Source organism: Trabulsiella odontotermitis, assembly GCF_030053895.1.
GTDB classification, from domain to species: domain Bacteria; phylum Pseudomonadota; class Gammaproteobacteria; order Enterobacterales; family Enterobacteriaceae; genus Trabulsiella; species Trabulsiella odontotermitis_C.
In genome coordinates this window covers 3941209-3955092 of sequence record NZ_CP125781.1, presented here as the reverse complement: position 1 = coordinate 3955092, position 13884 = coordinate 3941209, and the positions used below count along the sequence as shown (strand labels likewise).

13 protein-coding genes are annotated in these 13884 nt (G+C 54.2%); 10 read left to right on the top strand and 3 right to left on the bottom strand.

The genetic code is table 11. The features are described 5' to 3' along the window. Window positions 1-44: 44 nt before the first annotated feature. Entirely contained in the window at window positions 45-2066 is a 2022-nt protein-coding gene (locus QMG90_RS18710; RefSeq protein ID WP_283281170.1) for an NADPH-dependent 2,4-dienoyl-CoA reductase, read from the bottom strand. 235 nt (window positions 2067-2301) lie between these two features. On the opposite strand from QMG90_RS18710, the gene QMG90_RS18705 reads away from it, so the two are divergent. The 4 genes from QMG90_RS18705 to QMG90_RS18690 all read left to right on the top strand — a co-directional run bounded on the left by QMG90_RS18705 (window position 2302) and on the right by QMG90_RS18690 (window position 5250). Then, entirely contained in the window at window positions 2302-3147 is an 846-nt protein-coding gene (locus tag QMG90_RS18705; protein ID WP_430381665.1) for a YPO3983 family protein, read from the top strand. After that, on the top strand, window positions 3147-3623 hold the full coding sequence (locus QMG90_RS18700; RefSeq protein WP_283281167.1) for a DUF943 family protein: 477 nt from the start codon (window positions 3147-3149) through the stop codon (window positions 3621-3623). Before QMG90_RS18705 ends, QMG90_RS18700 begins: the two co-directional genes overlap by 1 nt. A 272-nt stretch (window positions 3624-3895) precedes the next feature. Next, the gene (locus QMG90_RS18695) at window positions 3896-4762 is read left to right on the top strand and encodes a YPO3983 family protein (protein ID WP_283281166.1); all 867 of its coding nucleotides are present in this window, start codon (window positions 3896-3898) and stop codon (window positions 4760-4762) included. Further along, window positions 4762-5250: a DUF943 family protein gene (locus tag QMG90_RS18690; protein ID WP_346733125.1), complete on the top strand. Its 489-nt coding sequence runs from the start codon at window positions 4762-4764 to the stop codon at window positions 5248-5250. The genes QMG90_RS18695 and QMG90_RS18690 overlap by 1 nt, the downstream gene beginning before the upstream one ends. Window positions 5251-5347: 97 nt before the next feature. On the opposite strand, the gene lsrK is transcribed toward QMG90_RS18690, so the two are convergent. Next, the gene (gene lsrK, locus QMG90_RS18685; protein ID WP_283281165.1) at window positions 5348-6931 is read right to left on the bottom strand and encodes an autoinducer-2 kinase; all 1584 of its coding nucleotides are present in this window, start codon (window positions 6929-6931) and stop codon (window positions 5348-5350) included. 35 nt (window positions 6932-6966) lie between these two features. Then, complete coding sequence (gene lsrR, locus QMG90_RS18680) at window positions 6967-7938, bottom strand: transcriptional regulator LsrR (protein WP_283281164.1); 972 nt, start codon at window positions 7936-7938, stop codon at window positions 6967-6969. A 217-nt stretch (window positions 7939-8155) separates the two neighbouring features. Here lsrR and lsrA point away from each other — a divergent pair, with 217 nt between their 5' ends. Genes lsrA through lsrG form a run of 6 tightly spaced genes read left to right on the top strand, consistent with a single transcriptional unit; the run spans window position 8156 to window position 13874 of the window. Next, the gene (gene lsrA, locus QMG90_RS18675) at window positions 8156-9643 is read left to right on the top strand and encodes an autoinducer 2 ABC transporter ATP-binding protein LsrA (protein WP_283284004.1); all 1488 of its coding nucleotides are present in this window, start codon (window positions 8156-8158) and stop codon (window positions 9641-9643) included. Then, on the top strand, window positions 9640-10674 hold the full coding sequence (lsrC, locus tag QMG90_RS18670; RefSeq protein WP_283281162.1) for an autoinducer 2 ABC transporter permease LsrC: 1035 nt from the start codon (window positions 9640-9642) through the stop codon (window positions 10672-10674). Before lsrA ends, lsrC begins: the two co-directional genes overlap by 4 nt. Then, window positions 10675-11667, top strand: a complete 993-nt coding sequence (gene lsrD, locus QMG90_RS18665; RefSeq protein WP_283281161.1) for an autoinducer 2 ABC transporter permease LsrD — start codon at window positions 10675-10677, stop codon at window positions 11665-11667. It begins immediately after the preceding gene. A gap of 1 nt (window position 11668) precedes the next feature. Next, a complete protein-coding gene (gene lsrB, locus QMG90_RS18660; RefSeq protein WP_283281160.1) occupies window positions 11669-12682 on the top strand; it encodes an autoinducer 2 ABC transporter substrate-binding protein LsrB in 1014 nt (337 codons plus the stop codon). A gap of 11 nt (window positions 12683-12693) precedes the next feature. Further along, a complete protein-coding gene (gene lsrF / locus QMG90_RS18655) occupies window positions 12694-13581 on the top strand; it encodes a 3-hydroxy-5-phosphonooxypentane-2,4-dione thiolase (protein ID WP_283281159.1) in 888 nt (295 codons plus the stop codon). Continuing rightward, window positions 13578-13874: a (4S)-4-hydroxy-5-phosphonooxypentane-2,3-dione isomerase gene (gene lsrG, locus QMG90_RS18650; protein ID WP_283281158.1), complete on the top strand. Its 297-nt coding sequence runs from the start codon at window positions 13578-13580 to the stop codon at window positions 13872-13874. Before lsrF ends, lsrG begins: the two co-directional genes overlap by 4 nt. The last annotated feature ends 10 nt before the right edge of the window (window positions 13875-13884 follow it).

Here is a 13884-nt window from a genome sequence, read left to right as displayed (position 1 = left end):
CTCCCCCAGGCCCGGTAAGCGAAGCGCCACCGGGCGTAACTTCCTTAAATCTCCAGCGCCAGTTTCGTTCCCTGTGCAATTGCCCGGCGCGCGTCCAGCTCCATTGCCACATCACAACCGCCAATCAGATGCACTGTTTTTCCCGTTTCCCGCAGCGGCTGCGCTAACTGGCGTCGCGGCTCCTGCCCGGCGCAGATCACCACGTGATCGACGGTCAGCAGTTGCGATTCGCCACCGATCAGCACATGCAGCCCGTCGTCGTCGATCTTCTGATAACTGACCGCCGGGATCATTTTTACCCCACGAGACAGCAGGGTGGAGCGGTGGATCCAGCCGGTGGTTTTGCCCAGACCCTCACCCGGTTTACCGGCTTTACGTTGCAGCATCACGATCTGTCGCGGGCTTTTTGGCAACTGCGGCCCTTCCGGGCGCAATCCCCCTGCGGTGTTCAGGCTGGTATCGATTCCCCACTCCACGCAGAATTCGGCAATGTTCTGGCTGGTGGGCTCGCCTGGCTGGCTTAAATACATCGCCGTATCGAAGCCGATCCCGCCGCAGCCGATAATCGCCACGCGCTGCCCGACCGGAGTTTTATCGCGCAACACATCGAGGTAATTCAATACTTTCGGATGATCAATGCCATCAATCTCCGGGACCCGTGGTTCGATGCCGGTCGCAAGGATCACCTCATCAAACATCCCCAGTTGTTCGGGCAAAACGGTCCGGTTGAGCTGCACATCCACACTGGTGATGTCGAGCATCCGACGGTAATAGCGCAGCGTTTCGTAAAACTCTTCTTTGCCGGGGATCTGTTTGGCGATATTAAACTGACCGCCGATTTCGGCAGCCGCGTCAAACAGTGTCACCTGATGGCCGCGCGCGGCAGCATTCACCGCAAACGCCAGCCCAGCAGGACCTGCGCCGACCACAGCGAGTAGCTTGCGACGCACCGCCGGGTGGACAGGCATTTTCGTTTCGTGGCAGGCGCGCGGATTCACCAGACAGGAAGTGACTTTTCCGGCGAAGATCTGATCGAGACAGGCCTGGTTGCAGCCGATACAGGTGTTAATTTCATCGGCGCGATCCTGCTGCGCTTTGCTCAGCAGCTCGGCATCCGCCAGGAACGGGCGCGCCATCGACACCATATCGGCATCGCCTCGCGTCAGAATATCGTCCGCCACCTGCGGGTCGTTAATTCGGTTGGTGGTGATAAGCGGGATCGACACACTGCCTTTCAGCTTGCGTGTTACCCAACTGAACGCTCCGCGCGGCACTGGCGTGGCAATGGTGGGAATGCGGGCTTCGTGCCAGCCAATGCCGGTATTAATGAGTGTGGCACCCGCCGCTTCCACCGCGCGCGCCAGTTCGACGGCTTCGGCAAAAGTGCCGCCGCCCTCGACAAGATCGAGCATCGACAGGCGGTAGATAATGATGAAATCCTCACCCACCCGCTGGCGAACCGCGCGCACCACCTCCACGGCAAAACGCATCCGGCGCGGATAATCACCGCCCCATTCGTCAGTACGCTGGTTAGTGCGGGCGGCAAGAAATTCGTTAATCAAATAGCCTTCCGAGCCCATCACCTCAACACCGTCATACCCCGCCTCGCGGGCAAGTTGCGCGCAATGTGCAAAGTCTTCAATCAGGGTCAGGATTTCATCGTGGGTGAGTTCGTGAGGTTTAAAGCGGTTTATCGGTGCCTGAATCGCAGAAGGCGCGACCGGATGCGGCTGGTAGCTGTAGCGCCCGGAGTGCAGGATTTGCAGGGCGATTTTGCCGCCTTCCTGATGCACCGCGTCAGTAATAAGACGGTGATGCGGCAACTGGCTGGCATCGTTGAGCACCGCCGCGCCCTCCATCGTCACCCCGGAAAGTGTCGGTGCAATACCGCCAGTCACAATCAATGCCACACCGTGACGCGCGCGTTCGCCATAAAATGCCGCCAGCCGCTCCGCCCCGTCCGGGCGTTCTTCCAGACCCGTATGCATCGAGCCCATTAACACGCGGTTTTTAAGCACCGTAAAGCCCAGGTCAAGCGGGGCGAATAGCGACGAATAGCGGCTCATAAACGTTTCCAGTATGTAAAATTATTGTTATGTGGTCGGATGAGTTACTAATTTAGCCAGTAGACGGCAAAAGGGAAAATGGGGGAGGTTGTGATTGTGATGGGAATCAAAGATCGGATCCATTAGGGTAACGTCCTGAAGAATGTGATTGTGTACGTGTTTTTTGCGGGGTTTTTATTCTACTGTTTTGCGCTGACTATCCGTAACTTATTGATTATTAATAAGGTAAATGGAAATGGTAAATGATTTCAGCGCATCAATATATCTGCCTGAAACTGTCTTCGAAACGGTGAAAAGCTTCAATGATTCCTCTGCCAACGACATGAAGTGTGGTGATATGAGCGATCAGGATCTGTTTTCGCTTGGCCTGAGAGATATCTCAGCAAAAGTGGATCCTTACCGTCTGATTCGCTACGACATTCCCGACACCACCCCTGTCGATGGGATTTCATGGGCCACTGTACGGGGGACAAAAATCTCCTATGAAGAATGTATCGATATTTTATTTGCCGAAATGAAAGCGCTTTCGCAATTATTTTCTTTTCAAGGTGAATATAAAATGGTTATTGGAGAGTTGATTGACCATTTCAGATATGGGAATGGTAGTGAGTTTTATAGCCATCGGCTGAATTTGGCTTTTCATGACAGGATAAATAGTTATTTCGTTGATAACCCACGCCTGATTATCGAAGGGATCATTCGGGATGAATTTAATTCTAAGCCAAATTCAATCCATTTCCCATCGCTTTTAAATTCCATAAAGAGAAGTTTGTTAGAATCAAAGCTATCAAAATTCGATTCAAGGATAGACAGAATTAATGGTTTGGGTATCAGTGTGCATGATATTGCGGCCCAGAAAATAACGCTTGTAAATCTTCAGAGATACGCTATGGGGTGGAATGCTAAAATATTTTTTGAGGCACAAGATCATTTTGGTCTGGATGTTACCGATATTAAGAGCAAAGTTTACAGCCAGTTTCGGTTTTTCCGCATATGGTTTCTTTTGCAACGACATAAGGATTTTGCGTTTAAACCTTTTTTTACGAGGTTTAACTCAGTAGAGAATATTGGACAGTATTGATGAAAAACAAATTCCCGGTAATGTTGCTATGTCTTTTTATGATTGGTGCAATTTATAATTTCTGGACGCTAAGACCTGTCCGTATTTTATATGTTTATTCTGATGGCTATGGGATTGTTAATCTGGTGGTTGATCACATGCCGTTGACTGACAGAGGTAAGATTGGCTGGTATCTGGCGCATCGGGAAGACATTCAGTCAACATATCCGCTGTTTCCTGAAATCTGTCATCGCTACTATGTAACGAATGTTGGGGAAGGATTTACCAATCATGAGATCAGCCCACATGAAGATCTTCGGTGTTTCCCGGCTATCGATAGCAAAAAAAATTGCGTCATAAAAGACTATTTTTTAATCGTTGATGAGAATGTTAATGAAAATACGCAATTTTATGTTTCAGATGGTGAAGTCGAATATCAAATGACGTCAGAGCATAAACTAGAATTTATTCCACGACCTGAAGCTTTGCAGGAATAAACAATGTGGCATCCCGGGGTGTAAGTCTGTAGGCCGGATAAGCGCAGCGCCATCCGGCATTTGTTTACCGTGTAGTCAAGCGTTCTGTTCATACCAGGCCCAACTGATAGGTGCCCGCCTGCTGAGGCTATGTTTTTGTGATCAGATTTTTTATACATAGAGACCGGGAAAGCATCTTTTGTCATACGCCCACACTGACATTTTTAATTAAATATAATTTCAGCGTCGCAAATCTCTTTTTTCATCGGTAATAATCCATGTGGTGAATATTAATGAATAACGATTTTGAATTATCTATGAGTTTGCCAGAGACTATCTTCATAACAACGATAAGACGTTTCGATGACTCATCATCAGATGATATGAAATGTGGCGATTTAGATGAGCGGCAATTGTTGTCTCTGGGTCTTGATAATGTTTCAGCTAAGGTGGATCCCTACCGTTTAATTCGTTATGATGTTCCGTTATCAAATAACTATAACCGATTATACGGAGAGATGTATCCATTAGAGGTTAAAGGCAGACCGATTAGTCATCAGGAATGTGTTGAGATTTTATTTGAAGAATTGAAAGCGTGTTCTTCAGAGTTTACTTTGTTTGGATGGGGTAAGTATTCATATCTTATCACTGAAATGATTGATCATTTCAGATATGGCAAAGGTAGCCCTTTTTATAGTCTGTCCCTAAATGACGCTTATGAACAACGTATTATTGATCGTGGTTATAAATCTCCGCTTGTCGTAATAAAAGACACTATTAATAGTGTCTATGGAAATAACAATAATATCGGAGTGCAGTTAAATCTTTTACAGCAAATTAAATTGGATTTGCATGACTCCAGATTGTCTAAATTTGATCGAAAAGAAGATAACTATAATGGATTAGGTATCACTGTGCATGATATACATGCTCAACAAATTGATCTTATTAGATTCCAAAAATTTGCAATAGGCTGGGAAGCGTGGTTACGCTTTCAGGCTCAGGATCATTTTGGCCTTGATACTACAGATATTACCAATTCTGTATTTAATAAGTTTCGATTTTTCCGTATCTGGTTTTTTCTACAGCGGCATAGAGATTTCGCTTTTAAACCGTTTTTCACTAACTTCATGGCTGCAGTAAGAGTGAGTGAATATTAATGAATCAAAAATATAGAAAAATGCGATTGTTATTGCTAATCATATTTCTATGCCTGGCAGGTTATAATTTCTGGACACTTCGGGATGTGAAAATTCTCTACACTGATTTTTTCTGGGGTAAAACAACGGTCGTTGTCGTTGATCATTTCCCTATGACTGACAGAAACAAGGTTCAATGGTATTTAGAACATGAGGAAGAGCTTAAAACACGTTATGAAACAATAAAACCTTTTACAACGAAAGTGATCATAATAGATGCCAATGGTGGGTTAGTCAGCGCCAAGGAAAACCCTCATGAGGATTTACGCTGTTTTGATGATATTCCTTCGGATAAAAAATGTGTTATCAAAAATACTGTCCTTATTGTTAATATTTTGGCACAAAGTCTCGTTCATTTTCAAATGGGCTATGGGGGACCGCTCTATTCATTGGATGAAAAGGGAAATATTCAACCCGAAATACAGGAATGGCCAAATATGAGTGATTAACGATGAGGGAGAATACGGCAAAATGATGTTTGAGTATGCAGTATCAGTAAGCAAGATTTACAGAGGGAAAAAATCTTTCCCTCTGTGGATATTATTTTTACGGGCTGACTGTCCGTTCCTTAAGCCCCGGAGCCTGCCACATCGACGTTGTCAGCCCGCTGTCCACCAGACCCAGTTGTTCGGTGTAGACCGCCTGCCATTTCTGCATCATGCCGTCATACAGTTCGCGGTGGGTGGGGTTGGGCGTGAATTCGCGGCTCCAGCTTACCAGCCTTTCGCCGGTGGAGGCCATATCGTTGAACAGACCGGCACCCGCGCCTGCGGCTATCGCGCAGCCCAGCGCGGTGGCTTCTTTTACTTCCGGTACGCGCACCGGCAAACCGGTGACGTCACTCAAAATCTGGCTCCATAATGCGCCTTTGGCACCGCCACCGGCGAAGACGAGGCTGTCAAACTGCACACCGGAGAAGCGGGCGATCTGCGCCAGGTTGCAGGCGGAGACGATGGCCGCATTCTCCTCCAGCGCGCGGAACAGCGTCGCTTTGTTGCACTTTTCCGGGTCGATGGAGAGGTTGATGAACGAGGGTGCCGCGTGGTACCACTGCTTAAAATGCATCGCATCGGAGAAAATCGGCATCACGCCATGGGAGCCTGCCGGAACCCGGCTGGCCATCTCTTCCAGCAGCGAATAAGTGTCGACGCCGAGCCGTTCGGCAATCAGTTTTTCTTCCGCGCAGAACGCGTCGCGGAACCAGCGCATGGTTAACCCGGTGAAAAAGCTGATCGATTCCGCCTGCACCATGCCGGGGATCACGTGCGGATTGACGCGAATATTCATCTCGGGATCGGTACGCACCTGCGGCAGGTTCACCACCTGCTGCCAGAAAGTGCCGCCGAGGACGGCCGTTTGCCCGGCGCGCACCACGCCCAACCCCAGACAACCCAGCTGCACATCGCCACCACCCATCACCACCGGTGTGCCTTCACGCAGACCACACTGTTGCGCCGCCGCTTTGGTCACGGCGCCGAGGACGGTGCCGGTCTCTTTCACTGGCGAGAGAATATCCGCGCGCAGCCCGGCCATATCCAGCAACGCCGGACGCCAGTCGCGAGTGAAGAGATCGAGCATGCCGGTGGTACCCGCATTAGAAGGATCCACCGCCAGCTCGCCGGACAGTTTCGCCGCCAGCCAGTCGCTGATCATCGTCATCGTCGCCGCCTTGCGGTAAATATCGGGGCGATGGTGCGCCAGCCACAGCAGGCGCGGCATCGCGCTTAGCGCCAGCGTCTGGCCGGAGACGTCATACACTTCAGATTCAAAACGAGAGTCATGGATTTCTTTTAGCTCCGCCACTTCACGGCTGGCGCGGGCATCGACGTTCGCGCAGGCCCAGATGGCGTCTCCGTTACGATCATAGAGCACAATCCCTTCACGCATCGAGCAGCAGGCGACGGACTGAATATCTGCCGCCGTCAGCCCGGCGCGCTCCAGCGCCTGGCGAACGCACTGACAGGCCAACTGCCAGTTGGTATCAAGATCGAACTCCATCGAGCCGGGGACATTCTCCACGCTCAGGTGCTTCCACTCGGCCTGTCCAACGGCAATCTGCCGACCGTTCAGGTCGAAGATCACGGCACGAATGCTGCCTGTCCCTGCATCTAACGCTAAAAGGTAACTCATGACCAACGCCTCGCTATGTTTGCGCGGCGGCGCAGCTATTGCGCCAGAGCCAGTACCGCGCGGGCTGTCATCTCTTCCGTCACCAGGCCATTAATACGGCGACCCTTCAGTGCGGCATAAATCGCTTCTGCTTTTTCTTCGCCTCCGGCGACGCCCAGGATAGTGGGTAACTGCGCCAGCTCATCGAGGGTCACGCCCAGTAATTCACGGTGGATCTCCAGCTCTTCCACCTTTTCCCCTTCGGCATTAATGAAATAACCGAGGATGTCGCCCACCGCGCCTTTGCGGGCATACATCAGTTGTTCGCCTTCGCTGATATACCCGGAGCGCAAAATAGTGGCGTCACGACGCTGATTCACCGAACCGATGCCGACGACGGCAACGTCCGCGGCGGTGGCGGCGAGGATCACATCCTGAACGCTCGATTCGTGCTTGAGGATGTTCGCCACCTCTGCTGATGACACGCGCAGCGGGGCGGGGATCATGCTGACGTTACAGGCTGCGTCGAGCTGGCCGATGCCAGTCATATACGGACCAACACCCCCGGAGAGCGTCACCAGGCGCACCTGTTGCGAGCCGATAAACCCACTCAAATGTTGCAGGCAGCTCATGGTCGCTTCGCCAAAGCCGACGGCGAGCAACTGGTCCGGTTGCAGGACGCCCATCAGCGATTGTGCGGCGCCAATGCCCAGACGCACGTTCATTGCCGGTGTGTTCAGCGCCGGAAGAACGCGCGTGATCTTCAGGCCAAACCGTTGTTGAAGTTCGGTTTCCAGCGACAGACAACCCTCATAGCGGGAGTTGATCTGTACGCGGATCACCCCGGACTGGCGGCCTTTTTCCAGCAGGCGCGAGATTTTCAGTCGCGGCAGTCCGAGACGTTCACCGATGTCATTCTGCGTTAAGCCATCGTGGTAGTAACACCACGCCACTCGCGCCACCAGCTCTTCTTCGGCCAGCGCCAGACCAGCGAAACGTCCCTCATCCATTGCTCTTTTTTCGCTCATAACTGAACTCTTATAAAAATTTAGATCATATGTTCATCATTGTGCGCGCAGAAAGTGTGAAGCGCGTGGCAAAAGTGAACTTTTGGCGAGAAGTTAACCATTCCTGAGAAGCTAATGGCTAAAAGTGTGATCGCCGCACGATAATAATTATAGATCCCCGACTACGATTTTGAACATTATTAAATTAAAAAATCATTTGTTCAAATGCGGAGCGATGATGACCCCACTGATAGAAGCGAAAGCTATCCGAAAGGCGTTTTCAGGTGTGCCGGTCCTGAAGGGCATTGATTTCACATTGCTTTCTGGACAGGTGCATGCGCTGATGGGCGGCAACGGCGCCGGGAAATCAACACTGATGAAGATCATCGCCGGTGTCGAAACACCAGACAGCGGTGAGCTCAGCATTAATGGCAAAGCTTTTTCCCGCCTGAAACCCGGTCAGGCGCACCAGTTGGGGATCTATCTGGTGCCGCAGGAGCCGATGCTCTTTCCCAATCTGACCGTGCGGGAAAATATTCTCTTCCGTCTGCCCCGTACCGCCAACACCGACACGTTGCTCGCTGAAAAGCTGCAACAGCTTAACTGCCAGCTCAATCTGCAGGCTGCGGCCAGCACGCTTGAGGTGGCTGATCAGCAGATGGTTGAGATCCTCCGCGGACTGATGCGTGAGGCGCAGATCCTGATCCTTGACGAGCCTACCGCGTCGCTGACACCAGGGGAAACGGATCGCTTGTTCAGCCAGATCCGCGCATTGCAGGGGCTGGGCGTGGGTATTGTATTTATCTCCCACAAGTTGCCGGAAATCCGCCTGCTCGCCAGCCACGTTTCGGTGATGCGCGATGGAGCGGTGGTGCTGAGCGGCGAGACGGCGCAATTCGACAATAATGCGCTGATCGCCGCCATGACCCCGGCCAGCCGTGAGCATGCGCTCAGCGACACGCAAAAACTGTGGCTGTCGTTGCCCGGCAACCGTCGCACGCAGGCGCAGGATTTTCCGGTATTGCGGGTGGAAGATCTGACCGGCGAAGGGTTTATCGATCTCAATCTCGAGGTGTACGCCGGGGAGATCGTCGGTCTTGCCGGGCTGGTTGGCTCCGGCCGTACCGAGTTTGCCGAAACGCTCTACGGACTGCGTCCGGTGCGGGCGGGGCGGATCTGGTTGGAAAATCAGGAGATCAACCGCGAATCCACGGCGGCGCGTCTGGCGCGCGGTCTGATTTATCTTCCCGAAGACCGCCAGGTCTCCGGGCTGTTTCTTGATGCGCCGGTCCGCTGGAACACCGTGGCGCTGAACGAACCCTCCGTCTGGCAGCAGCGCCAGCGCGAATCGGCGGTGGTGGAACGTTATCACCGGGCGCTGGGGATCAAGCTCAACAGCACCGAACAACCGCTACGGACGCTCTCCGGCGGCAATCAGCAAAAAGTGCTGCTGGCGCGCTGTCTGGAGGCGAACCCGTTGCTGCTGATTGTTGATGAACCAACGCGCGGCGTGGACGTCTCCGCCCGCGCCGATATCTACCAGTTGCTGAAAAGCGTGGCGGCGCAAAATGTCGCTGTGCTGATGATTTCCTCGGATCTGGATGAGTTCCCGGGGCTGGCGGATCGGGTACTGGTGATGCATCAGGGCGTGCTGAACGGCGAACTGTCGCAGCAGGCGATCAGCGTCGATCGCATGATGGCGCTCGCGTTTGGAGGTCACGCATGAAAACGTTGTTTAAAAACCGCGAACTGAGCGCATTTCTCGCCATTCTGGCGCTGTTCGCCGTGCTGGTGGCGCTGAACCCGGCGTACTTCAGTTTGCAGACGTTGGGCATGATTTTCGCCAGCAGCCAAATCCTGGTGCTGCTGGCGCTGGGCGCCACGATGGTGATGCTGACGCGCAATATCGACGTGTCGGTCGGCTCCACCGTCGGCCTGTGCGCGATTGCCGTCGGGGTAGCGCTGAACAGTGGTTACAGCCTGCCACTGGCGATGGGCTTTGCTCTGGCGATTGGCGCGGTAGCGGGGGCGTTTAACGGTCTGCTGGTGGTCGGATTGCGGGTGCCTGCGATTGTCGCCACCCTCGGCACGCTGGGTTTGTATCGCGGCGCCATGTTGCTGTGGACTGGCGGCAAATGGATTGAAGGGTTACCGGCCAGCCTGAAATCACTGTCGGAGCCGGTGGCGCTGGGGATTTCCCCGCTCGGCTACCTGGTGCTGTGCCTGCTGGCGATTGGCGCGTGGGTACTGTCGCGCACCGCCTCTGGCCGTGATTTTTATGCTGTTGGCGATAACCTCGCCGCTGCCCGCCAGCTCGGTGTGGCGGTCAACCGTACGCGCATGCTTGCCTTTACCTTCAACGGTATGCTGGCGGCCTGCGCCGGGATCGTCTTCGCCGCACAAATCGGTTTCGTCCCCAACCAGACCGGCAGCGGGCTGGAGATGAAAGCCATCGCCGCCTGCGTGCTCGGCGGGATTTCCCTGCTCGGCGGCACCGGTACGCTGATTGGTGCGTTTCTCGGCGCGTTCTTCCTGACGCAAATCGACACCGTGCTGGTGCTGTTCCGCTTACCGGCCTGGTGGAACGATTTCATCGCCGGACTGGTGCTGCTGGGCGTGCTGGTGCTCGATGGCCGTTTACGTCAGGCACTGACGCGACATCAGCGGGCGCTGAAATACAGCCGTTTTCAGCCGGGCAACAAAGGCGGGAAAAAGGTTTCCCCCTTTCCAAAGCGTAAAAACAGAGAGGTGGCGTAAATGAAGCTTAACTGGGAAAGCGCGCTACTGATCCTGCTGGTGCTGGAGATCCTGTTGTTCGGCGCCATCAACCCACGCATGCTCGACATCAATATGCTGCTGTTCAGCACCAGCGATTTCATCTGCATCGGCATTGTCGCGCTGCCGCTGACCCTGGTGATCATCAGCGGCGGGATCGACATTTCGCTTGGCTCGACAATTGGCCTGTGCGCCATTGCACTGGGTGTAATGATGCAGTCGGGGCTGCCGATGAGTCTCGCCATACCGCTGACACTGCTGCTGGGGCTGGCGTGCGGCTTGTTTAACGCGGCGCTGATCCACTACACCGGCATCAACCCGCTGGTGATCACCCTCGGCACACTTTATCTCTACGGCGGCGGCGCGTTGCTGCTTTCCGGCATGGCCGGCGCGACCGGGTATGAAGGCATTGGCGGTTTCCCGGACAGCTTCACCGCGTTCGCCAACCTGACCGTGCTGGGGCTGCCGGTACCGCTGGTGATGTTCGCGCTGATCACCCTCTTTTTCTGGGTGATCACCCACCGCGGTCGTTTTGGCCGCCACCTGTTTCTCATCGGCCAGAACCCGCGGGCGGCGCGCTATGCCGCGCTGTCTGTGAACGGCATGCCCTACGCGCTGTACGGCATGGTGGGGGTGGCGTCGGCGATTGCCGCGCTGGTGATGGTCTCTTATTTCGGCTCGGCGCGTTCGGATCTCGGTCGTGACCTGCTGATGCCCGCGCTGACAGCCGCTGTGTTGGGCGGGGCCAATATCTACGGTGGTTCAGGTTCGGTGCTGGGTACTGCGCTGGCGGCGTTGCTGGTGGGGTATCTGCAACAGGGTTTACAAATGGTCGGCATCCCCAACCAGGTGTCGAGCGCGTTGTCAGGTGCGCTGTTGGTGGTGGTGGTGATGGGACGCTCGCTGAGTCTGCACCGTGAATGGGTGCGTACGGCATGGCGTCGGGTTCTCTCGCGAATAACAATTGGAGCATGAGATGAAAGCAAAACTGATGGTGCAACTGAGTGCGCTGGCGCTGGCCATGAGCGTGGCAACCGCTCAGGCCGCAGATCGTATCGCCTTTATTCCGAAGCTGGTGGGCGTAGGGTTCTTTACCAGCGGCGGCAACGGCGCGAAAGAGGCGGGTAAAGCGTTGGGCGCTGACGTGACCTACGACGGACCGACCGAACCGAGCGTGTCCGGTCAGGTGCAGCTAATCAACAACTTCGTCAACCAGGGCTACAACGCGATTATCGTCTCCGCCGTGTCGCCTGATGGTCTCTGCCCGGCGCTCAAACGTGCCATGCAGCGTGGGGTGAAAGTGCTGACCTGGGACTCAGACACCAAACCGGAATGCCGCAGCATTTACATCAACCAGGGCACCCCGGAACAGCTGGGCGGCTTGCTGGTCGATATGGCCTCAAAACAGGTCACCAAACCGGATGCCAAAGTGGCGTTTTTCTACTCAAGCCCGACCGTGACTGACCAGAACCAGTGGGTGAAAGAGGCGAAAGCCAAAATCGCCAAAGATCATCCGCAGTGGCAGGTCGTAGCAACGCAGTTTGGCTATAACGACGCCACGAAATCGTTGCAGACCGCTGAAGGGATCCTGAAAGCGTATCCGGATCTGGACGCCATCATCGCCCCGGATGCTAACGCGCTGCCCGCTGCCGCGCAGGCGGCAGAAAACCTGAAGCGTGAAGGGGTGGCGATTGTCGGTTTCAGTACCCCGAATGTCATGCGTCCGTATGTTGAGCGCGGTACGGTGAAAGCCTTCGGCCTGTGGGACGTGGTACAGCAAGGCAAAATTGCGGTTAACGTCGCCGATCATCTGCTGAAAAAGGGCGATCTTAACCCTGGCGACAGCGTTGAGGTGAAAGATATCGGCATGCTGAAAGTCGAGCCAAACAGCGTACAGGGTTATCAGTATGAAGCGAAAGGCAACGGCATTGTGCTGCTGCCGGAGCGGGTGGTGTTCACCAAAGAGAACATCAATAACTACGATTTCTGATGGGGGAGAAGATGGCTGATTTAGACGACATCAAAGACGGGAAAGATTTTGGCATTGGTACGCCGCAGAAAAACGCGCTCTACACCCTGAAAGGCTGCGGTTCGCTGGACTGGGGTATGCAGTCGCGACTGGCGCGTATTTTTAACCCGAAAAGCAACCGAACCGCGATGCTGGCGTTCGATCATGGCTATTTTCAGGGGGCAACCACCGGGCTTGAGCGTATCGATCTCTCCATTGCGCCGCTGTTCCAGGAAACCGACGTGCTGATGTGTACGCGCGGTATTCTGCGCAGCCAGGTGCCAGCGGCGACCAACAAACCGGTCGTGCTGCGCGCGTCAGGCGGCAACTCGATCCTGACCGAGCTGTCCAACGAGTGCGTGGCGGTGGCGATGGAAGATGCGTTGCGCCTCAACGTGTGTGCGGTGGCGGCGCAGGTCTATATCGGCAGCGAACACGAGCATCAGTCGATCAACAACATCATCAAACTGGTGGATGCCGGTAACCGTTACGGTATGCCGGTACTCGCGGTCACCGGTGTCGGCAAGGAGATGGCGCGCGACGCCCGCTATTTCTCCCTCGCCAGCCGTATTGCTGCGGAAATGGGCGCGCAGTTCGTGAAAACCTATTTTGTGGAAGAGGGCTTTGAAAAAGTTACCGCCAGTTGCCCGGTGCCGATTGTGATTGCTGGCGGCAAAAAACTGCCGGAACACGAGGCGCTGGACATGTGCTGGCGGGCGATCGACCAGGGCGCTTCCGGCGTGGATATGGGGCGCAACATCTTCCAGTCCAGTGCGCCGCTGTCGATGCTGAAAGCGGTGAAAAAGGTGGTTCACGAGAACATGAGCGCCCGTGAAGCGTTCCAGTTCTGGCAGGAGGAAAAACAGGGAGAAGGCAAATGAATGTAACGCTGGTGGAAATCAACATTAAACCGGAGCGGGTGGACGAATTTCTTGCGGTATTTCGCGCCAACCATGAAGGCGCGCTAACGGAGCCGGGCAACCTGCGTTTCGACGTGTTGCAGGATCCTGAAGTCAAAACGCGCTTTTTCATCTACGAGGCCTACAAAGATGATGCGGCCGTGCTGGCGCACAAGAAAACCCCGCACTATCTGGCCTGCGTGGAAAAACTGGAAGCGTTGATGTCCGAACCGCGTAAAAAACGGAGTTTTATTGGATTGTTACCGGAAGTGTAAAACCAGGCCC

Coding starts and splice junctions, on each gene's coding strand:
- QMG90_RS18710 (WP_283281170.1), bottom strand. CDS start 2,066: ATGAGCCGCTATTCGTCGCTATTCGCCCCGCTTGACCTGGGCTTTACG.
- QMG90_RS18705 (WP_430381665.1), top strand. CDS start 2,302: ATGGTAAATGATTTCAGCGCATCAATATATCTGCCTGAAACTGTCTTC.
- QMG90_RS18700 (WP_283281167.1), top strand. CDS start 3,147: ATGAAAAACAAATTCCCGGTAATGTTGCTATGTCTTTTTATGATTGGT.
- QMG90_RS18695 (WP_283281166.1), top strand. CDS start 3,896: ATGAATAACGATTTTGAATTATCTATGAGTTTGCCAGAGACTATCTTC.
- QMG90_RS18690 (WP_346733125.1), top strand. CDS start 4,762: ATGAATCAAAAATATAGAAAAATGCGATTGTTATTGCTAATCATATTT.
- lsrK (WP_283281165.1), bottom strand. CDS start 6,931: ATGAGTTACCTTTTAGCGTTAGATGCAGGGACAGGCAGCATTCGTGCC.
- lsrR (WP_283281164.1), bottom strand. CDS start 7,938: ATGAGCGAAAAAAGAGCAATGGATGAGGGACGTTTCGCTGGTCTGGCG.
- lsrA (WP_283284004.1), top strand. CDS start 8,156: ATGACCCCACTGATAGAAGCGAAAGCTATCCGAAAGGCGTTTTCAGGT.
- lsrC (WP_283281162.1), top strand. CDS start 9,640: ATGAAAACGTTGTTTAAAAACCGCGAACTGAGCGCATTTCTCGCCATT.
- lsrD (WP_283281161.1), top strand. CDS start 10,675: ATGAAGCTTAACTGGGAAAGCGCGCTACTGATCCTGCTGGTGCTGGAG.
- lsrB (WP_283281160.1), top strand. CDS start 11,669: ATGAAAGCAAAACTGATGGTGCAACTGAGTGCGCTGGCGCTGGCCATG.
- lsrF (WP_283281159.1), top strand. CDS start 12,694: ATGGCTGATTTAGACGACATCAAAGACGGGAAAGATTTTGGCATTGGT.
- lsrG (WP_283281158.1), top strand. CDS start 13,578: ATGAATGTAACGCTGGTGGAAATCAACATTAAACCGGAGCGGGTGGAC.